Raw genomic sequence first — 21,570 nt, forward strand, 5'->3', positions numbered from 1 at the left:
GGAGTCTGGGCCGTGTCTCAGTCCCAGTGTGGCTGATCATCCTCTCAAACCAGCTAGAGATCGTCGCCTTGGTAAGCCTTTACCTTACCAACTAGCTAATCTCACTTGGGCTAATCAAATGGCGAGAGGTCCGAAGATCCCCCCCTTTGGTCCGTAGACGTTATGCGGTATTAGCAGTCGTTTCCAACTGTTGTCCCCCACCATAAGGCATATTCCCAAGCATTACTCACCCGTCCGCCGCTCGTCAGCAGAGTAGCAAGCTACTCTCTGTTACCGCTCGACTTGCATGTGTTAAGCCTGCCGCCAGCGTTCAATCTGAGCCATGATCAAACTCTTCAATTAAAAATCGTTTGTGTAACCTCATCACAAGTGATGTGTTACTGCTCAATGAATTCTGTCGTGATACCAACCGAAGTTGATATCGCATTACATAGTCGCTACCTATCTCGCTAGAAATAAGTAACTATATTTATTTGCATGAACATCATTCATTAAGCGTTTTTGTTCTCCTCGAAAGGAAAACTAGGTAAAACAACATTAATGTGAGTGCTCACACAAATTGCATGATAACTAATTGTTAAAGAAAACGTCCCGTATGGAACGTAGATAAGAGTCACATTCGCTCTTCATCTGGAGCAAATTAAGTTGAACTTAATTTGCGTTGCTCGTTGCTGTAGCCCCGAAGCAGGATGCGTATAATACGCTTCCGAGTTTTGAAGTCAACGTTTTTTCTTAATTAAAAGTAAAGTATTTTAAAACACTTTAAAACTCAACGTTAAGTTAACTAATTTACCTTAATAGCAAGTAGATAACTTATCAAAACAGTTCTTTGATGATTCAATTTGCGTGAACCCCTTGGAACTGGAGCGCATTATAGAGAGAGTTCATTTTAGTACAAGCATTAATATCATTTTTTTATCAATTCTGGTTTGTTCGAACAATGATCGTACAAACCAGCGATATATTGATTAAATAGCATGCTAACAAAAGGCTACGGTCGGGAAGAATGCAAGCTACATGCAAAGACCGCCATCAATTTCAACAACACGACCAGTGAAGAATTCATTTTCAAAGATGTATTTTGCTGTATGAGCAATTTCTTCTGCTTCACCTAAACGACCAACAGGTTTCATTTTCTCTAACCGGTCGCGCATCTCTGGTTTCATTGCATCTGTCATGGCTGTTCGGATCACACCAGGTGCAATTGCGCCAACACGAATACCGTGACGGCCAAGCTCTCTAGCCCAAGTTGTTGTCATCGCAACTACGCCCGCTTTTGAGGCCGCATAGTTGGTTTGTCCCATATTACCGCCACGGGCAATTGAAGACATATTAATAATGACGCCTTTCCTACGCCCTTCAATCATATGAACTGCTGCTTCACGGCCACATAAAAATACCCCGGTAAGGTTAACGTCAATGACAGACTGAAAGCTTGCTAAGGACATCTTCTTAGCGACAACACCGTCTTTAGCTTTGACAAACATCCCGTCACGTAATATTCCAGCATTATTAACTAAGCCATCAATACCATCGAAGTCTTTATTAATTTGTTGGAAGGTTTCTTCTACTTCAGCTTCTTTACTGACATTCGCTATGTAGTAGTTAACTTTTATATTTTCATCGCCCGCGGCAGTAACTTGCTTAACGCTTTCTTTTAACTGCTCTTCATTTAAATCGATTAACGCGATATTGGCGCCACTTTTGGCAAAGCTTATTGCCATTGTCAGACCTAAACCTTGACCACCACCGGTTATAACGATTGTTTTATCTTGTAATTTCATTTGTCTCAACTTAGCTTTTATTAAATAGATTAAAAATACTGGAGAAATCTTTACTGCCATTTCCTGAAGCTGCATGCATAGCGTATAAACTTCGCGCCAACGCTCCCATAGGGGTAGACGATTGACTTGCTAATGAAGTTTCCATGGCTAAACCTAAATCTTTAGCCATTAAATCTACCATAAAACCACCTTGATAATCATTCGATGCTGGTACATTTTCCATTACATCTGGGCATGGGTTATATACATCAAGGGTCCAGTTACTGCCTGAGCTTTTACTCATGATGTTAGACAACACCTTAGGGTCTAAACCATTAGCAAGGCCCAATTGTAATGCTTCACTAGTACCTAGCATTAATACCGACAACAGCATGTTATTACATACTTTGGCTATTTGCCCAGCGCCATGTTCACCGGCATGGAAAATATTCTTGCCCATGGCCTCAAGGATTGGCTCGGCTTGGGAAAACTCTTTACTGCTGCCGCCGACCATAAAACTTAACGTGCCAGCTACAGCACCACCCACACCGCCTGAAACGGGTGCATCAACAAAATTGATGTTTTTTTCAGCCAGTGCTTTAGCAACTTTGCATGAGGTAGCGGCATCAATAGTTGATGAGTCTATGACTAGTGTGCCCGGTTCAATATGGTTAATCAGGCCATTTGATTCCGAAAGGTAAACGGCATCAACATGTTTGCCTGCCGGTAGCATTGAGATAACAAATTGTGCACCTTGTACACATGCTATAGCACTAGTCTTAGTGCTAGCCCCAACTTCAACAACATGAGCCACAGCTTCAGCTGAAAGATCAAAAACACAAACCTCGTGACCCGCTTTAACTAAGTTAATAGCCATTGGGCCGCCCATATTACCTAAACCAATAAAAGCGATATTTGCCATGATGTATCCTTAAAAATAATTACAGTTGTTATAATTGTTATATACCCAAGCGACTTCAAGATACTCGTTTCAGGATTGCTGAGCGATTCATAATCAAGGCGCGTATTTTATTAATGGTTATTCCCTTAATTACATACGTAACGATGAATATTATTTGCTCATACGTCCCACTAGGGCTGGTTTAGAAACGTTTTATCCATCGTTATTGATTTCGACAAGGGAATAACCATTTTCTTCAATCAATGCCTTGCCTAAAGACGTTTCTAATTCCAGCTGAATCCTGCATCTTGAGGTTGTTTGGGTATATGTCTTATCTAATAACTAGCTGCTAACCCAGCACTAACTCTGTGACTTAGTCCGTCTCTTAGCCTGAGTTAATAAAATTTAGCCAAGTTTAACCAGCGGATGTTCTACTGCTGACCATTTAGACTCAAAAAACCAATCCACTACCTTGCTATCAATTGACTCAACTGACGAGTATTGCCATTGAGGACTATTATCTTTATCGATTAATAATGCTCTGACACCTTCAAGGAATTCGCCAAAGTGACCACATTTAACCGCTAAGTTTAACTCCATACGAAAGCAATCAGCCAATGGCATGCCTTTACCTAGTTGCAATTGCGAATAGGCAAGTTGTGCACTTAAGGCACTGCCTCTTTTCAACGACTTTTGTGCTCTGTTAAACCACTTATCTTCTATTTCAACACTTAAGATAGCGGCGACAATTTCACTCAAGTCTTGCTTTTCAACTAACTGACTTATAAATGTTTGATGTTCTCTTAATAATGATGTTGGCAGTTTACTTACTGAGCCTTGTTCAAACTCTTGTAATAGTTGCGCCGCTTTATCGTGATTTAATGGTATTGTCTCGCCCCAGTTAATCATTGTAAGTTGCTCGAGAAAGTTACCTTTGTGTTGCTGCTCAATAAAATAATCAGCAAGCTGGCAAAACTTGGCATCAGCCGCATTGATTGATGCACCTGTTAGGGCAAGAAATAAACCACAACCTGCAGGCATTTTATTTAAAAAGTAGCTACCGCCGACATCAGGGAATAAACCAATACCTATTTCAGGCATGGCAATACGTGAGCTTTCAGTAACAACCCTATGGCTGCCGCCAACAAGCATGCCCAGACCACCACCCATGACAATACCACTACCCCAAACAATAAAGGGTTTGTTAAAGGTGTGAATTAAATAATCTAATTGGTATTCTTGGGTAAAATAATCTTCAATTTCTGGTGCGAAATTTTTATCTGTAATCAGCGCTTTAATTTTATCTTCACTGCTAATGCTATTTTTCAGCGCATTATCTTTCATCGCCTCATATAAATGCACTATATCGCCGCCAGCACAAAAAGATTTATCACCTTCTCCCTGTAAAAATACCGCGGCAATGTCTTCTTGCTGTTGCCAGGTAAGTAACTGCGGGTACAGTAGGCCGATCATCTCGCCACTTAAGGCATTAAGTGATTTAGGTGAATTAAGGGTGATTACACCAACCTTTTTACCGTTATCACAATTAAGTTCATGAAAAAGAACTACATCCGTCATATTTTTTCCTATTTATAGGCTGTTTAGCGTTTTAAAGTATTGATACTACTTATTTAGCCAGACAGGCTTACGTTTATCTAGAAAAGCTTGTACGCCTTCTTTTTGATCAAGTGAATCAAATAAATCGACAAAAGCTTGCCGCTCTTGTATCAATACTTTATTAATAGGCATGATTCGATTTTTTTGAATTAAACGCTTACAAACGCTTACCGCTACGGGGCTTTGCTTGGCGACTTTAGCCGCTAAAGCGATTGCCGCAGATTTACCTTCACCTTGACCAACAACCTCTTCAACTAAACCAACTTTTAATGCTTTATCAGCATCAAGGCGTTCACCACATAAAATCATGCGCTTAGCCCAGCCTTCACCGACTAACAGTGCTAAATTTTGTGTACCACCAGCACAAGGTAACAAACCAACACTTGCTTCTGGCAATGCCATTACGGCATGTTCTTCGGCAATACGAATATCACAAGCTAAGGCGACTTCTAGGCCTCCGCCCATGGCATAACCATTAATGGCAGAAATTGAAACACCACGAAAAGCAGCTAAGGTCTCAAATGCCTGAGCAAAGATATCACTCATCTCTTTAGCTACTTGTTTATCACCATCGGCGAAAACATTAAGGTCGGCACCCGCAGAAAAGAACTTAGTGCCATCCCCTGTTAACACCAAAGCGTATATATTTTTATCTTCATTGAGCGACAAAACTAAATCACGCAAGTCTGCCAAACTTTGTGCAGTCCAAGTGTGCGCTGGAGGGTTATTAAAGGTGACAACGGCAGTATGGTCAATTACTTCTGCCTTTAAAAACTGTGATGAATAATCAGACATTAGATTTCCTTTACTAGGTGCTTTTTTATATTTATTTTTATTTAACGCTAATATTATTGATAACTTAGCGTTACTGATAAAATGTGCTTTGCTAGTTTTAGCTAGAGTATTTGCCCTGCCCCTTCGGTTAATAACCTTCTAGCAATAATTACCCGCATGATTTCATTGGTACCTTCAAGGATTTGATGGACACGTACATCTCTAAAGTGACGCTCTAAAGGGTATTCTTTCATATAGCCATAGCCGCCATGGATTTGTAGGGCAGCATCACAAACTTGAAAGCCTATATCCGTAGCAAAGCGTTTTGCCATAGCACAATAGGCAGTTTTCTCAGGGTCGTTTTGATCTAATTTATAAGCAGCTAAGCGCACAAGTTGTCTCGCGGCAACCAACTCTGTTGCCATATCGGCAAGTTTAAATTGTAACCCTTGAAAAGCGGCAATGGGTTTACCAAACTGTTCTCGTTCTTGCATATATGCCATAGCGCTATTTAATGCTTGCTGGGCAGTACCAATTGAACAAGTGGCAATATTAATACGTCCACCATCAAGTCCCTTCATGGCGAGAGAAAAACCTTCGCCTTCTTTGGCAAGTAAGTTCTCTCGTGGAATTTTGACATTATCAAAAGTAATTTGCTTGGTAGGCTGAGCATTCCAGCCCATCTTATCTTCGGCTTTACCATAAATAACGCCCTCGGCGTCAGCTGGAATAACCACGGCAGAAATACCTTTTGCCCCTGCTTCACCTGTACGTACCATAACAACTAAAACATCAGTTTCACCGGCACCTGAGATAAACATTTTTGAACCATTAATAATATAATGATCGCCATCAACTTTTGCACTAGTGCGCAGTGATGCCGCATCAGAGCCAGAGCCTGGTTCAGTTAAACAATAAGAAGCTAACTTTTCCCCTGTAACTAACTCAGGGCACCATGCTGCTTTTACTGTTTCAGTGCCCCAAGTGGCAATCATCCATGTTGCCATATTATGAATAGTCATCATGGCCGTTGTGGTGGTACAACCCATGGAGAGTTGTTCAAAAATTATTGATGAGTCTAATCGACTTAGCCCTAAACCACCGGCATCTTCTGGTGCATATAAACCACAAAAACCTAACTCGCCCGCTTTAGTGATAACATCTTTTGGAAAAGTATGTTCTAAGTCCCACTTAGCGGCATTTGGTAATAATTCGCTGTCGCTAAATTGCTTGGCGGTATCCGCAAACATTTTCTGGTCTTCGGTTAAATCAAAATTCATGGTTTACTCCTACATTAATTCAAGGGCTATAGCAGTCGCTTCACCGCCGCCAATACAAAGAGAAGCAACACCTTTTGGCTTACTACCATCAGCTAAGCCTTTATTTTTCAATGCATGAATCAAAGTCACCATAATACGTGCGCCACTTGCGCCTAATGGATGCCCTAATGCACAGGCACCACCGTGAATATTGACCTTATTAATATCTAGCGACATATTTTTAACCGCAAGCATAGTTACCATGGCAAAGGCTTCGTTGATTTCAAACAGATCAACATCTGCTGTTGTCCAATTTGCTTTAGCTAATACTTTGGTCATAGCGCCTACCGGGGCAACAGTAAACTCGCTTGGTGCTTGTGCGTGAGTTGCATGAGCAACAATCTTACAAAGTGGTGTTAGACCACGCTTATTCGCTTCTGATAATTTCATCATAACTAGCGCTGCAGCACCGTCAGAAATTGAACTAGAGTTTGCTGCGGTAATAGTGCCGCCTTTTTTAAAGACTGCACGCAATGACGGAATTTTATCTGGGCGAGCATTGCCAGGTTGTTCATCGGTATCAATAAGCGTTTCTTTACGTCGATTAGTCACAGTAACTGGCGTGATCTCATTTTTAAAAGCACCACTTTCAATGGCAGCATTGGCACGAGAAAGTGAACGGATAGCAAACTCATCCATAGCTTCACGAGTAAAGCTTGCTTCATCAGCAGTATCTTGAGCGAAACAGCCCATAGAGATGCCGTCATAAGCATTTTCTAAACCATCTTGCATCATATGATCAATAACTTGGCCATGTCCCATACGTAAACCTGTTCTTACTTTGGGTAATATATAGGGCGCATTACTCATACTTTCCATACCGCCAGCAACGGCTACATCGATAGAGCCAGCAAGTAAGGCATCATGTGCTTGCATGGCAGCTTTCATACCTGAGCCACAGACTTTGTTAATTGTGGTACAAACCGTAGATAAAGATAAATCTGCAGCAATGGCAGCTTGTCGTGCTGGCGCTTGTTTTAACCCAGCAGGCAATACACAGCCCATAATGACCTCGTCAATTTGGTCAGTGGCTATGTTAGCTTGTGCTACTGCTGCTTTAATTGCACTGGCGCCTAACTCAGGGGCAGTAACACTTGCAAAGCAACCGCCAAAGCCGCCCATAGGGGTTCTTACCGCGGAAACAATAACAATAGGATCAGGTGATGACATTCGGTTCTCCAACAAATTTAATCAGATATAATAATTAGTAATTCCTCAAGCCTAACTTAATAACAGCTTTACGCCAACGTAAACTTAAAGGCTTGTTCATCATTCAGACGATAAAGTGTAAGCAGTTAATTACACTCAGCGGTTACAGTCATCAATAGACAAGATTGCTATAAAATCACAGGGGTTACCCCTTAGCGGCTTGAAATTTAAACTGCTAATTCAACAATAGGGTCTAACGCCACCGAGCTTTACGTTAACGTCAACTTCATATAAGATAAATCAATAAATAAGTTTTTGAGTAAAAATTACATGAGCCAACAACTGACTTCGATAAAGTATTCAATTAGTGATTTATCGAAAGAGTTTGATATCACCACCCGAAGCATACGTTTTTATGAAGACCAAGGATTACTCTCCCCTGCTAGAAAGGGTCAGACTCGGATTTATAATCAAAGAGATAAAGTACGATTAAAGTTGATTCTCCGTGGTAAACGACTAGGGTTTTCTTTAGCTGAAACAGGTCGTTTGTTTGAACTTTATGATGTCGATAAAACCAGTGCCACTCAGTTGAATAGCATAATGACCTTGATTACCGATAAAAAAAATGATTTAAAGCAGCAGCTTGAAGATATTAATGCGGTATTAATTGAGCTCAATGATTTAGAAGATAACTGTAAAGGCATTCTCAATTCTTTTGATTAAAGTCAGCCATTAGCAGTGATAGCAAAGCACAATAAATTATAGAAAATATAAACATAAGTAAACACGAACAAACTAAGCCCATTCAATCGTTACTTTGCCTCGCTAAGCGGGGTTGAGTTTAACAAAAAGGAAAAATCATGATTTCACAATACACGTCACTTAACTTCAATTTAGGCGAAACCGTCGACATGATTCGCGATCAGGTCAATGCTTTTGCCCGTGATGAAATCGCGCCACGCGCAGCACAAATCGATATTGATAATGAATTCCCTAAAGATTTATGGCGTAAGTTTGGTGATATGGGCTTATTAGGCATGACCGTCGAGGAGCAATATGGTGGCTCAGGTCTAGGTTATTTAGAACATATTATTGTTATGCAAGAAATCAGCAGAGCTTCCGCCTCTGTCGGCTTAAGTTATGGCGCTATGTCTAACTTATGTCTAAACCAATTACGTAAAAATGGCTCTCATGAGCAAAAACTAAAGTACCTACCTAAGCTTTGTACTGGTGAACATGTTGGTGCTCTTGCGATGAGTGAACCAAATGCTGGCTCAGATGTGGTAAGCATGAAACTTCGCGCCGACAAAAAAGGTGACAAGTACATTCTTAACGGCAATAAAATGTGGATTACCAACGGTCCAGAAGCCGATGTTTATGTGATTTATGCCAAAACAGATACCAGTGCTGGTTCAAAAGGTATTACGGCATTTATCGTTGAGCGTGATTACCCTGGCTTTTCTCGCCATCAAAAATTAGACAAATTAGGTATGCGCGGCTCTAATACCTGTGAGCTAGTTTTTCAAGATTGCGAGGTTCCTGCGGAAAATATATTAGGCGGTGAAGGCAAAGGCGTACGTGTACTGATGTCAGGTTTAGACTATGAGCGCGTGGTTTTATCTGGTGGCTCTTTAGGCATAATGGATGCGTGTATGGATTTAGTTGTACCTTACATTCATGACAGAAAGCAGTTTGGCCAATCTATTGGTGAGTTCCAATTAGTACAAGGTAAAATTGCTGACATGTATACCCAAATGAATGCGGCTAAGTCATACGCGTATATGGTTGCTCAAGCTTGTGATCGTGGTGAAACCACCCGTAAAGATTCAGCAGCCGTTATTTTATTTGCGGCAGAATTAGCGACAAAAATGGCTCTTGATACCATTCAATTACTTGGCGGCAATGGTTATATCAATGAATTTCCCGCTGGCCGTTTATTACGTGATGCTAAATTATATGAAATTGGCGCCGGTACTTCAGAGATCCGTCGTATGCTAATTGGTCGTGAATTGTTTAACGAATCTAAGTAATAATTCATCTTGTTGCTGTGCAGCCTAATTAATTCGTTAAAAGTACTCATTGATAGTTATCAATTCCGTGCCTTTTCCTTTTAATTAAACCGTACAGCTTAAAGATAAATCACTACTAAATTAGCTAATTAACTTCATTGAATGATAAATGAAGCATTCATTTGAATACCAGTGATTGTTTAGTTTGCAGCGGTTTGACTAAAGTACAAGGCAAAAAAGTGGAGTTGACGTTAGTCAATGAGCATTTTTCAACGCTGTAGTTGAGTTAAAGCGCAATAAAATAAATGATGACTAACAAATAAAAGGCTCTCCCGTGGCAAAACTAGTAAGTAAGATAAACACCCGCAGCCAAGACTTCGTCGACAATGCTGCCCATATGCAAAGTCAAATTGATGATTTGCGTGACAAACTCAGTGAAGTAAAACTTGGTGGTGGTGAAAGAAGTCGCAAGCGTCATCTAGACCGCGGTAAGTTATTGCCACGTGACCGAGTTAACGCATTACTCGATGCAGGCTCGGCATTTCTAGAATTATCACAACTCGCCGCTTATAAAGTCTATGATGACTATGTACCTTGTGCTGGCATAATCACCGGTATCGGTCGTGTATCAGGACAAGAATGTGTCATTGTTGCCAATGATGCCACAGTTAAGGGTGGCACTTACTATCCGCTCACGGTAAAGAAGCATCTTAGAGCACAGGCAATAGCCCAAGAAAATAACTTACCTTGTATCTACCTCGTTGACTCCGGCGGTGCTAATTTACCCAATCAGGACGATGTTTTCCCTGATAAAGAGCATTTTGGTCGTATTTTTTTTAACCAAGCCAATATGTCAGCCAACAATATCCCACAAATTGCTGTGGTTATGGGCTCTTGTACCGCAGGTGGTGCTTATGTGCCAGCCATGGCTGATGAATCAATTATTGTTAAAGAGCAAGGCACTATCTTTTTAGCTGGCCCCCCTTTAGTTAAAGCGGCAACGGGTGAAGTAGTAAGCGCTGAAGAATTAGGTGGCGCTGATGTCCATTGTCGTACCTCTGGGGTAACCGATCATTACGCACAAAACGACCATCATGCCCTTGATATTGCTCGCGCTGCGGTTAAAAACTTAAACAGGGTTAAACCGATAAACCTTAATATTCAATCTTTAGACAAAGTAGCAGAGCCGGCTTACCAAGCGGATGAAATCTACGGCATCATTCCTAAAGATACCCGTCAGCCATATGACGTACGCGAAGTTATTGCCCGTATCGTTGATGGTAGTAATTTTGATGAGTTTAAAGCGCTTTATGGTAATACCTTAGTTTGTGGTTTTGCCAATATTTTTGGCTACCCGGTAGGTATCGTCGCGAACAATGGCGTGTTATTTGGTGAGTCTGCCGAAAAAGGAGCACATTTTATTCAACTGTGCGCCCAACGTAAAATTCCACTTGTATTTTTACAAAATATTACCGGCTTTATGGTTGGTAAACAGTATGAGGCTGGCGGCATTGCCAAACATGGCGCTAAAATGGTAACTGCGGTAGCTACAGCACAAGTACCTAAGTTTACTATCTTAATTGGCGGCAGCTTTGGCGCCGGCAACTATGGTATGTGTGGCCGAGCTTATGATCCACGTTTCTTATTTATGTGGCCAAACGCGAGAATATCGGTAATGGGCGGCGAGCAAGCTGCTGGCGTAATGGCGCAAGTTACCCGAGATAAAAAAGCTAAATTAGGGGAAAGCTGGAGCGAAGCAGAAGAGCAAGCATTCAAACAACCTATTATTGAAGACTACGAACACCAAGGTCACCCTTATTATGCTTCGGCGCGTTTATGGGATGACGGTATTATCGATCCCGCTGATACTCGCCAAGTTTTAGGTCTAGCCATATCAGCGTCACTCAATAAAACCATTGAAGACACCAAATTTGGTATTTTCAGAATGTAGCCTGCCCTCACCTGTAGTGAATAAGGGTAAATAATACATAGGAAATAGCTAAAGGAAAAAGTATGTCGATTGATACATCTGACTCAAATAAGTCAAACAATTTAAGTCACTCAAGCAAGGTGCTTTATACAGTAAGCGACAATGGCGTAGCTACCGTTACTTTTGATAATGGTGCCAAGCATAATGCTTTTGATGACACTATTATCAAAATCTTAACCGATATTTTTAATGATATTGCTAAGCGTGACGATATTAAAGTGATGGTGCTTGCCGCTAACGGTAAAAGCTTTAGTGCTGGCGCTGATTTAGGCTGGATGAAGCGCATGGCCGGTTATTCTTATGAAGATAACCTAAAGGACGCTCATAAATTAGCAGATATGCTCAAGGTCTTGAACTTTCTGCCACAAGCAACCATAGCTAAAATCCAAGGGGCTGCATTTGGCGGCGCCGTTGGTCTAGCAAGCTGTTGTGACATAGTGATCGCCAGCAATAAAGCCAGCTTTTGTCTGAGCGAAGTTAAATTAGGGCTTATCCCTGCAACCATTAGTCCTTATGTAGTAAATGCCATTGGCTTAAAAGCCTCACGACGCTATTTTCAAACTGCTGAGCGATTCTTTGCCGATAAAGCCATGCAAATTGGTTTAGTGGATGAAGTTGTCGACGCCGAAGAGTTAACGCCAGCGGTTGAGAAAATGATAAATACCCTGCTTAGCAATAGCCCTCAAGCAATGCGTCAAGCTAAACAGCTTGCTTTTGATGTTGCTTATCAGAAAATTGATGAACAGCTACTCAGTGATACCAGCGCACGCATTGCCAGTATTAGAGTATCAAACGAAGGCCAAGAAGGCCTGAGCGCTTTTTTTGAAAAGCGTAGCCCTGCTTGGCAACAAAGTGCCAATACAGGCAATCAGCTAACTAGCAACCACCTAGCTAGCAGCCAATGTAACGACAGCGAAGGATAAACAAATGTTTAGTAAAATATTAATTGCTAACCGTGGTGAAATTGCTTGCCGCATAATAAAAACAGCCAAAAAAATAGGCATATTAACGGTCGCCGTTTATTCTGACGCTGATAAAGATTCCTTACACGTACATATGGCAGACGAAGCCGTTTACCTTGGTGCTTCACCTTCTCGTGAAAGTTACCTTGTGATAGAAAAAGTCATTGCCGCAGCCAAGAAAACTGGTGCGCAAGCGATTCATCCTGGCTATGGTTTTTTATCAGAAAACGCGGATTTTTGTCGAGCCTGTCAGCAAGAAAATATTACTTTTATTGGTCCTCCTGTAGCCGCTATTGAAGCTATGGGTTCAAAGTCTGCTGCCAAAAACATCATGGCAGAAGCAAACGTACCTTTGGTTCCAGGCTACCATGGTGATGATCAAAATGAACAAACCTTAAAACAAGCCGCCGATGACATGGGTTATCCTGTTCTGCTTAAAGCCACAGCAGGTGGCGGCGGTAAAGGTATGCGCCAAGTATGGAATGAAGCAGAGTTTTCCGAAGGTTTTGCTGCCGCCAAACGTGAAGCAATGTCTTCTTTTGGTGACGATACCATGTTGGTTGAGAAATATTTAACCCAGCCTCGTCATGTTGAAATTCAAGTGTTTTGCGACAACCACCAAAATGCGGTGTATTTATTTGAGCGTGATTGCTCAGTACAACGCCGTCACCAAAAAGTCATCGAAGAAGCACCCGCATTTAGTATGAGTGAGTTTTTGCGCAGTAAAATGGGTGAAACGGCGATAAAGTCAGCGCAAGCCATTGGCTATCAAGGCGCGGGCACGGTTGAGTTTTTACTTGACGTTGATGGTTCATTTTATTTTATGGAAATGAATACCCGCTTGCAAGTGGAACACCCGGTCACTGAAATGATTTCCGGACAAGACTTAGTTGAGTGGCAATTACGTGTTGCCGCTGGTGAAAAGCTGCCTAAGACACAAGAAGAATTGACGATAACCGGTCATTCCTTTGAAGCAAGAATTTATGCCGAAGACCCAAGTAATGATTTTTTACCGGCAACTGGCCAATTAAACTTATTAAAAACGCCACTAGAAAGTAAACATGTGCGTATCGATACCGGTGTTCGTCAAGGTGATGAGGTCAGTGTCTTTTATGATCCCATGATAGCAAAACTCATCGTTTGGGATGAAAACAGGGACAAAGCCTTACAACGTTTAGCGAAAGCCTTACGTGAATACCGTATTGATGGTGTTACCACTAACATTGAATTTTTATATAACTTGGCCACTACTGATGCTTTTAAAAATGCCGATATAGACACAAGCTTTATTGAAAAAAATCACCAAGCTATTTTTCATCAAGCCGATGAAAAGCAACATGATGAGTTATTAACGAAGCAATTACCTACTGCCGCCTTATACATTGTGCTTGCGCTAACAAATAAAAACAAAGAACAAGCAGCATTGAGTAATGATCGCCACTCACCTTGGCATATGACTAATGCATGGCGGTTAAATGAACCACATAATCACTCATTAACCCTTGCTTATAATGACATTGACTATGCAATTACCATTGAACAAAAGCGTCAAGCAAGCGCTGTTTATTACCAAATAACGATTAGCGATGCCGGGACAACCAGCCATACGGTTGATTGCCAGGGCGAAATAGAAGGTGAAAATATAACTGTAACTATCGATGGTCATCGTAGCCAAAGTATTGTTGCTCATCACGAGAACAGCATAAGTCTTTATCAAGAGCATGGCGTATTTAGCTTTAGCCATATCCTGCCGGATCATGGCGAAAATCAAGATGATGATAATCATGGCGGTTTAATGGCACCTATGAATGGCACTATGGTAAGTGTACTGGTAACGCCTGGTGAGCACGTTAGCAAAGATCAGCCATTGGTTATCATGGAAGCGATGAAAATGGAACACACCATTAAAGCGCCAAGTGACGGTGTAGTAAATGAAGTGTTTTTCAGTGCCGGTGATATGGTTAATGGTGGTGCTGAATTACTCGATTTTTCAACACTAGCTACCAGCAAAAGTGAAGAGGCCTAATAATGAGCATTCAACCCCCTGCTTTACCACAACAATTACCTAAACAAGTTAAGATTGTTGAAGTTGGCCCCCGAGATGGTTTGCAAAATGAAGCTCTCATTAATGGAAAGGCTATTAGTGCTGCCGATAAAGTGGCACTTATTGAACAATTAGCTGATGCTGGCGTTAGTTATATCGAAAGTGGCAGTTTTGTCTCACCTAAATGGGTGCCGCAAATGGCAACCTCTGCGGAAGTATTTACCACAATAAAGCGCAATGAAAAAGTCACTTATGCAGCTTTAACGCCAAACATGAGGGGCTATGAAGCGGCAATTGCCGTTAATGCCGATGAAGTTGCCATTTTTGCTGCCGCTTCAGAAAGCTTTAGTCAAAAGAATATTAATTGCTCGATAGCAGAAAGCATTGAGCGCTTTGCCCCTATAATTGCTGATGCTAAAAAGCGTAATATCAAAGTCCGTGGCTATGTTTCTTGTGTTGTTGGCTGCCCTTATGAAGGTGATATTTCCCCTGAGCAAGTAGCCATGGTGGCAGAAAAATTACTGGCTATGGGCTGTTATGAAATATCGCTTGGCGACACCATAGGTGTTGGTACACCTGCCAGCGTAACTAAGATGTTACAGGCCGTGAGTGCCCGTGTACCCACAGCTCAGCTAGCGGTTCACTTTCATGATACCTATGGCCAAGCGTTAACTAATATTTACGCCGCATTAGGCCTAGGGATTTCAGTTATCGATAGTGCTATTGCAGGTTTAGGCGGCTGTCCTTATGCTAAAGGTGCCTCAGGTAACGTAGCCACAGAAGATGTAGTTTATTTACTTAACGGTCTGGGCATATCAACGGGTATAGATTTCGATAAGTTGCTACAAACCGGCTGGTTTATCAGTAATAAGTTAGGAAAACCACCAATTTCTAAGGTATCAAGCGCTTATCTTGCACAGCAGCAATCATAATCGACCATCCATAAACGATAAATGACACAAATTATATAGCAGGAGATAAAAATGGCAGGATTTGACAAAGTAGTAGCAAGCTATGCTGAAGCCATGGCAGGACTTACCGATAACATGACAGTAATTGCCGGTGGTTTCGGCTTATGCGGCATTCCAGAGAATTTAATTAGCGAAATAGAACGCAAAGGCACTAAGGGCTTAACCTTAGTTTCAAATAACTGTGGTGTTGATGATTTTGGCTTAGGTGTGTTGTTACCAAATCGTCAAATTAAAAAAATAATTGCCTCATATGTCGGTGAAAATGCCGAATTTGAACGTCAAATGATGGCGGGTGAATTAGAAGTTGAATTAACCCCACAAGGTACACTCGCAGAAAAAATGCGTGCTGGTGGTGCTGGTATTCCTGCATTTTTCACCGCCACTGGTGTTGGTACACCTGTAGCAGATGGTAAAGAAGTACGTAGTTTTAATGGCCGTGATTATATTTTAGAAGAAGCTATTGTTGGTGACTTTGCCATTATCAAAGCGTGGAAAGCCGATAGATATGGTAACTTAGTTTTTAGGAAAACAGCGCGTAACTTTAACCCTTTAGCCGCGACTGCCGGTAAAATCACCGTCGTTGAAGTAGAAGAAATTGTTGAAGTGGGTGAATTAGACCCAGATCAAATTCATACACCGGGCATTTATGTTAATCGGGTAATTCAAGGGTCTTTCGAAAAACGTATTGAACAACGTACCACACGCCCAGCAGATCCGCTTATAGCAAAAGGAGCATAACCATGGCTTTATCAAGAGAACAAATCGCCCAGCGTGTTGCCCAAGAGCTAAAAGATGGTTATTACGTCAACCTAGGCATAGGTATACCGCCCTTAGTAGCAAACTTTATCCCTGATGATATTGAAGTGATGTTGCAATCAGAAAACGGCTTACTGGGCATGGGACAGTTTCCAACGGAAGATGAAATTGATGCCGACTTAATCAATGCCGGCAAACAAACCGTAACTATGGCCGCCGGTGCTTCTATTTTTGACTCTGCAGAATCTTTTGCCATGATACGTGGCGGTCATGTCGATTTAACCGTACTAGGCGCTTTTGAGGTAGATGTTAATGGCAATATCGCTTCCTATATGATCCCGGGTAAATTAATCAAAGGCATGGGCGGAGCCATGGACTTAGTTGCGGGTGCAGATAATATCATTGTCACTATGACCCACGCTTCTAAACACGGCGTATCAAAGTTACTGAGTAACTGCACTCTGCCGCTAACAGGTAAAGGCTGTATTAAAAAAGTATTAACTGATTTAGCCTTTATTGAAATTAGGGATGGTAAGTTTCATTTGCTTGAACGAGCCCCGGGTGTATCAGTAGAAGAAATAATTAAGTTAACAGATGGTGAACTTGTTGTTAGCGGTGAGATAGCAGAAATGAAATTATAATTCAGTACAATTTTGTAACCAAAGAATAAAGTCCACTTTGTACGATTATAAGTACGAAGTGAATTTTCAGTTAAACTCATAAAGGCAATAGTTATCAATCTGTTGCCTTTTTCGTTACCTACCGTACATAGCATAAAACCTTAACTACCTAGCAGTAATAGTCGCTAAAATCTAGCCACTCGGCCCATTTAACTTGCACTTTGGTTACAATTACGTGATAATTAATTTTGACAAAGAAAAGGCAAAACACGCGAAAACGTGTTACGCAAAACCACCGGTCTAAGGACATATTTGCTTTATAGCAAGTTAATCTATGACAGCGGAGTCACCTCGTTAACAGGTACATCCCGTGGTTTTTTCTTTTATTAACTCAATTAATTAAGGTTTATAAAATGAAAAAATTATTAATAGCTTCAACCATCACTGTTTTAACATTAGCGTCTGCTGTAACAACACCAACGGCACAAGCTGCGGACATTGCGACAAGTTTATGTCAGTACGTAGCATCCGATGACAAGAAACGCATGCGTTCATTTTTAAAGACGAATAAATTAAAGATTCGTCGTATCTTCAACGGTATTCAGTGTAATGGTAAAAACTTATTAGAGTTTGCATCGACTTCAGGATCAGTAAAAACAGGCTCTTTGATGATTTCAAAATTACCAAAGAAAGTTGTTTCGGCTAACCTAACATTCCTTCAAACTGGATCGCAACCATTGATAGACGCTGCCAACGCTCGCGTTAGCAGTTAAAATTATTTTAAAGTAGACGTTAATACCTTTTAGCAATAAAAACGGATGAGTAAAAGCAATACTATTTAATAATTCTATGTCATTTAAAAAGCCAGCTTAGCTGGCTTTTTTTTGCTCTAAGATAAAGTCAGTCCTTCTATAATATTGTTGATATTCCCTAGCGAAGTAAATAAAAAGCACTTACACTTAATAGCAAGTTGGTTAAGCAATAACTGTTGTGCAAGTAGTTAAAAATTATAACAAAAATAACTGATTCTCTATGACACTAAAAAGAAATTACCTTGAGAGTAAAAATGCGCTGGTGTTAACCGGTGGTGGTGCCCGTGCTGCTTATCAAGTTGGGGTATTATCAGCCATAGCAAAGTTCATCCCAAGAAACCATGGCATTCCCTTTCCTATTCTTTCTGGCACCTCTGCTGGTGCTATTAATACCACCTCACTCGCCTGTTATGCTTCCTGCTTTCATTTAGGGGTAAAGAAACTAGAGTGGGCTTGGAAAAACTTCAATATATCAAGTATCTATTATAGTGACCCTGTTAGGGTTTTTAGTCACATAAGCCAAGGTATGTTATCGAGTTTTCAAGCGGATTATGCCAATAAAAAACCCCACTGTTTACTCAATAATGCACCACTAAGAGAATTGCTTGACCAGATACTCGATTTTAACCGTATAGATAATAATATTGCCCGAGGTTATTTATCTGCGGTATCCATTACCGCATCAAGTTATAGTAACGGTGACTCCATTAGCTTTTATCAATCTGATGGGATGGCACAACCTTGGTCACGCGTTAAAAGGCGCGGCGAATTATGCCAATTAAACACTGAACACTTAATGGCTTCAGCTGCTATCCCTATGGTGTTTCCCTCAGTAAAAATTAAGAATCAGCATTTTGGTGATGGCTCAGTGCATCAACTATCGCCTTTAAGCCCAGCAATTCATTTAGGGGCAAAGAAAATATTTGTTATTGGTGTAGATCAACCCAAAGAGCCGTTACACCCAAGAGAAAATAATCCCCATCCACCCAGTTCGGCAACAATTGCTGGTCATTTACTGGACTCAATATTTGCTGATACCATGCACAGCGATCTCGAACGCATGGCCCGTATTAACTCCACCCTCAAATTAATATCAGCCAAAAATAGAAAGGCAAACGAAGGGTTACAGCATATCGAAAGTTTTGTCATAAATCCAAGTCATGATTTTAATGCTATTGCAGCCCAGTATTATTACGATTTGCCCTTATCTATTCGTATACTTTTACGCGGAGTTGGCATAGCTAATGACTCAGAGTCGAGTATTCTCAGTTATTTACTCTTTGAGAAGAATTTTTGTAGTGAATTGATAAGACTAGGCTTCGCTGATGCCATGGAACAAGAGCAAGCCATTAAAGCCTTTCTAGAAATTTAATGGGACTTACAGTGATTTTGGCTTAAAGGCTTAGCTCTTTTCTGCCAAGCCTACTATTTACTTCTTATTTAATGAACCGCCCCAATATTAAAAGCACAGTGTTTTGCGTAGTCCTTGCTGAACTCTTGTATAACTATTGCTTAGCTATTTCTTAACACTTGCAAAATTAGCTCCTTTAATAAATTAACCACCTTCTTGTAAATAACGCTCAACACGTTCCACTCGGCGCGGCTTTCCTCTAACAACTAGGGTATCTTGATCTTGTAATACCGTATCTAATGCTGGTGACTCTGTTTCTACGTCACCTCGGTGTAAAGCAACAATATGAACACGGCGCTGATCTAGCGCTAAAGAAGCAAGTGATTTACCGCGAGCAAAAGAGTTGTTATTGATCTGTATTGCATGGGCGAATTCAATCCGGTCAATAGCCTCTGGACTCATATCTGTTTGTTCGCCCTGAAAAAAACCATGCAGATGATTGTAGTGATTTTTACGCTCTTTTTGCACTCGGCGCATAATTCGAGAAAACGGTACCCCGGATAATGACAGGACTTGAGAAACCAACATCAAACTGCCTTCTAAACTTTCCGGTACAACTTCATTGGCTCCTGCCGCTTGTAATGCGTCGAGTTGGTCATCATTACGTGTTCTGACTAAAATAGGTACATCAGCATTCATACTTCTGACTTTTTGAATTACCTCAATCGATTGTTTATCATTACCAAAAGCAATAACCACCAGCTTAGCTTCGGCTAAATTAGCGGCATTGAGTACCTCTGTTTGACGACATGAACCAAATAGTACTTTTTCACCGGCTTCTCGAGCTTTTTGTGTGCGCAATGGATCAACATCGATAGCGACAAAATCAATTTTATCTTGTTTTAAGAAGCGACTTACTGTTTGACCAATGCGACCAAAACCACAAATAATGACGTGATTTTCCAACACTTTATTTTCAGGTAATTGTGATAAATCTAAGGTCTCCGCAGTCTTTTCTTGGCTTAAAAATAGCGCCCAAGATCGGGCATTGTTAATCATATAAGGGGTGATCGCCATACTAAGCACACCTGCACCGAGCAGCATAGAAGCAACATCAAGTGGTAATACCTGACTTTGACTGGCTAAAGCAATCAATACAAAGCCAAATTCGCCCATTTGCGCCAGCATTAGCCCAGATGCCCAAGCATCTTTACTTGACTGCCCAGCTTTGACTGCCAGCGTTTTAATAACCATAACTTTAACCAACATAAAGCAGAACATCAAACTGACTAAACTTAAAGGCGAAGATAATAATAAGTTAACATCAAGTTTCATGCCGACGGTAATAAAAAACAGGCCTAACAGAATATCACGGTAAGGTCTGATATCAGCTTCAAGTTGATGTTTATATTCACTTTCTCCTAGCATCATACCAGCAAGAAAAGCGCCTAATGCCATTGATAAGCCAAACCATTGGGTGAAAGCGGCCGCCAACAGGGTTACTAATAAGGTGGTTAAAACAAAGAGCTCATCGGTACGAACTTGCGCAATGATATTAAAGACTTTTGGTAGTAACCATTTACCGACAAATAATAATAAGGTAACAACCACTACACCTTTCACCATAGCCAGCATTAACGCCCAAACCATGGTGCTCTGACTATCTAATGCCAACATAGGAATAATTATTAATAGCGGGACAACGGCAACATCTTGAAAAAGTAAAATGGCGACGGAAAGCTGCCCAGACTTTCGCTTCATGGCGCCACTCTCACTTAACTGCCTGATGACTATAGCCGTTGAAGAAAGCGCTAGTATTCCACCAACGACAAAAGCCGCAGAGAAACTTAAACCAAAAAACACTCCGGCAACCATGAAGACAAGCAGAGAAATAGCAACTTGTAAACTGCCTACCGAGACCACTAAATGACGCATGGCCATTAGCCTAGGCAATGAGAATTCAAGCCCTAAGGTAAAGAGTAAAAAAACAATACCTAGCTCAGCAAAGTGATCGTAATCAACTTGATCATTCGCAATGTTTAAGCCATGTTGACCAACGATCATGCCAGCGACTAAATAAGCTAATATCGCTGGTAACTTCAATCGACGAAATAGCCATACCACGAAGACAGCACAGGTTAATATCGCAAGAATTTCAAAATAACCGCTCACACAACTTCCTTTATTTTGCTTTGTTAATTTCTAAGTATGAGCAATAGCTCAAAACTTGAGGTTATTTGCCAAGCGGCAATAACCTGCCATCTCAGTGATCATTCAAGGCAAAATAACGACTTGCCATAATTATAGTTTACCTAGCCTTAAAGTATTTTAACAACAAAAAAAACTATATTTCAATTAGTTAAAGTACGCTATTACATTAATAACCTATCTTTGCTCTAAAAAGTACCCGTATTGAAAAAAATGGTACATTTTTTGCTTTTATCTGTGTAGTGAAAAATAACGTCAAAATATACTCTTTGAGCAATTAAGTTTTATCAATTGACGTTAATAGATAAAGTTAATGAGGTTGTT

At 40.8% G+C, this 21,570-nt stretch carries 17 protein-coding genes, 1 rRNA gene and 1 riboswitch; of the genes, 10 read left to right on the forward strand and 8 right to left on the reverse strand.

Translation table 11 applies throughout. The features are described from left to right. From HRT50_RS02430 to HRT50_RS02460, 7 genes are all read right to left on the reverse strand, one after another. Positions 1-342, reverse strand: a 16S ribosomal RNA gene (locus tag HRT50_RS02430); the annotation flags it as partial. A gap of 671 nt (positions 343-1,013) precedes the next feature. Further along, entirely contained in the window at positions 1,014-1,784 is a 771-nt protein-coding gene (locus HRT50_RS02435; RefSeq protein WP_291610984.1) for an SDR family oxidoreductase, read from the reverse strand. A 10-nt stretch (positions 1,785-1,794) separates the two neighbouring features. Next, on the reverse strand, positions 1,795-2,685 hold the full coding sequence (gene mmsB / locus HRT50_RS02440) for a 3-hydroxyisobutyrate dehydrogenase (RefSeq protein WP_291610986.1): 891 nt from the start codon (positions 2,683-2,685) through the stop codon (positions 1,795-1,797). A 384-nt stretch (positions 2,686-3,069) separates the two neighbouring features. Further along, complete coding sequence (locus HRT50_RS02445) at positions 3,070-4,242, reverse strand: enoyl-CoA hydratase/isomerase family protein (RefSeq protein ID WP_291610988.1); 1,173 nt, start codon at positions 4,240-4,242, stop codon at positions 3,070-3,072. A 45-nt stretch (positions 4,243-4,287) separates the two neighbouring features. Further along, positions 4,288-5,076 carry an enoyl-CoA hydratase gene (locus HRT50_RS02450; RefSeq protein WP_291610989.1) on the reverse strand — a complete coding sequence of 263 codons (789 nt, stop codon included), beginning with the start codon at positions 5,074-5,076 and terminating at the stop codon, positions 4,288-4,290. A gap of 101 nt (positions 5,077-5,177) precedes the next feature. After that, positions 5,178-6,335 (reverse strand): acyl-CoA dehydrogenase family protein, encoded by a 1,158-nt coding sequence (locus HRT50_RS02455; protein ID WP_291610991.1) that lies wholly within the window; start codon positions 6,333-6,335, stop codon positions 5,178-5,180. A 9-nt stretch (positions 6,336-6,344) separates the two neighbouring features. Next, positions 6,345-7,544: an acetyl-CoA C-acyltransferase gene (locus tag HRT50_RS02460; RefSeq protein WP_291610993.1), complete on the reverse strand. Its 1,200-nt coding sequence runs from the start codon at positions 7,542-7,544 to the stop codon at positions 6,345-6,347. A gap of 309 nt (positions 7,545-7,853) precedes the next feature. On the opposite strand from HRT50_RS02460, the gene HRT50_RS02465 reads away from it, so the two are divergent. The 10 genes from HRT50_RS02465 (at position 7,854) to HRT50_RS02510 (ending at position 19,059) form a co-directional block, all read left to right on the forward strand. Beyond that, on the forward strand, positions 7,854-8,246 hold the full coding sequence (locus tag HRT50_RS02465) for a MerR family DNA-binding transcriptional regulator (RefSeq protein ID WP_291610995.1): 393 nt from the start codon (positions 7,854-7,856) through the stop codon (positions 8,244-8,246). 137 nt (positions 8,247-8,383) lie between these two features. Beyond that, positions 8,384-9,553, forward strand: coding sequence for an isovaleryl-CoA dehydrogenase (locus tag HRT50_RS02470; protein ID WP_291610996.1), 1,170 nt, complete (start codon positions 8,384-8,386; stop codon positions 9,551-9,553). A 313-nt stretch (positions 9,554-9,866) separates the two neighbouring features. Then, a complete protein-coding gene (locus tag HRT50_RS02475; RefSeq protein WP_291610999.1) occupies positions 9,867-11,483 on the forward strand; it encodes a carboxyl transferase domain-containing protein in 1,617 nt (538 codons plus the stop codon). A gap of 62 nt (positions 11,484-11,545) precedes the next feature. Then, entirely contained in the window at positions 11,546-12,445 is a 900-nt protein-coding gene (locus HRT50_RS02480) for an enoyl-CoA hydratase/isomerase family protein (protein ID WP_291611000.1), read from the forward strand. A 4-nt stretch (positions 12,446-12,449) separates the two neighbouring features. Then, positions 12,450-14,510 carry an acetyl/propionyl/methylcrotonyl-CoA carboxylase subunit alpha gene (locus HRT50_RS02485; RefSeq protein WP_291611002.1) on the forward strand — a complete coding sequence of 687 codons (2,061 nt, stop codon included), beginning with the start codon at positions 12,450-12,452 and terminating at the stop codon, positions 14,508-14,510. A gap of 2 nt (positions 14,511-14,512) precedes the next feature. Beyond that, positions 14,513-15,460: a hydroxymethylglutaryl-CoA lyase gene (locus HRT50_RS02490; protein ID WP_291611003.1), complete on the forward strand. Its 948-nt coding sequence runs from the start codon at positions 14,513-14,515 to the stop codon at positions 15,458-15,460. A 51-nt stretch (positions 15,461-15,511) separates the two neighbouring features. Beyond that, positions 15,512-16,237: a CoA transferase subunit A gene (locus HRT50_RS02495; RefSeq protein WP_291611005.1), complete on the forward strand. Its 726-nt coding sequence runs from the start codon at positions 15,512-15,514 to the stop codon at positions 16,235-16,237. A 2-nt stretch (positions 16,238-16,239) separates the two neighbouring features. Then, positions 16,240-16,896: a 3-oxoacid CoA-transferase subunit B gene (locus HRT50_RS02500; RefSeq protein ID WP_291611007.1), complete on the forward strand. Its 657-nt coding sequence runs from the start codon at positions 16,240-16,242 to the stop codon at positions 16,894-16,896. A 230-nt stretch (positions 16,897-17,126) separates the two neighbouring features. After that, a riboswitch (cyclic di-GMP riboswitch) is annotated at positions 17,127-17,229 on the forward strand. 59 nt (positions 17,230-17,288) lie between these two features. Further along, a complete protein-coding gene (locus HRT50_RS02505; RefSeq protein ID WP_291611009.1) occupies positions 17,289-17,648 on the forward strand; it encodes a DUF3718 domain-containing protein in 360 nt (119 codons plus the stop codon). A gap of 259 nt (positions 17,649-17,907) precedes the next feature. Beyond that, complete coding sequence (locus HRT50_RS02510) at positions 17,908-19,059, forward strand: patatin-like phospholipase family protein (protein ID WP_291611012.1); 1,152 nt, start codon at positions 17,908-17,910, stop codon at positions 19,057-19,059. 183 nt (positions 19,060-19,242) lie between these two features. Here HRT50_RS02510 and HRT50_RS02515 read toward each other — a convergent pair whose 3' ends face one another. Further along, positions 19,243-21,210: a monovalent cation:proton antiporter family protein gene (locus tag HRT50_RS02515; RefSeq protein WP_291611014.1), complete on the reverse strand. Its 1,968-nt coding sequence runs from the start codon at positions 21,208-21,210 to the stop codon at positions 19,243-19,245. Between the last annotated feature and the right edge of the window lie 360 nt (positions 21,211-21,570).

The organism is Colwellia sp. (genome assembly GCF_013215345.1).
Lineage (GTDB): Bacteria > Pseudomonadota > Gammaproteobacteria > Enterobacterales > Alteromonadaceae > Colwellia.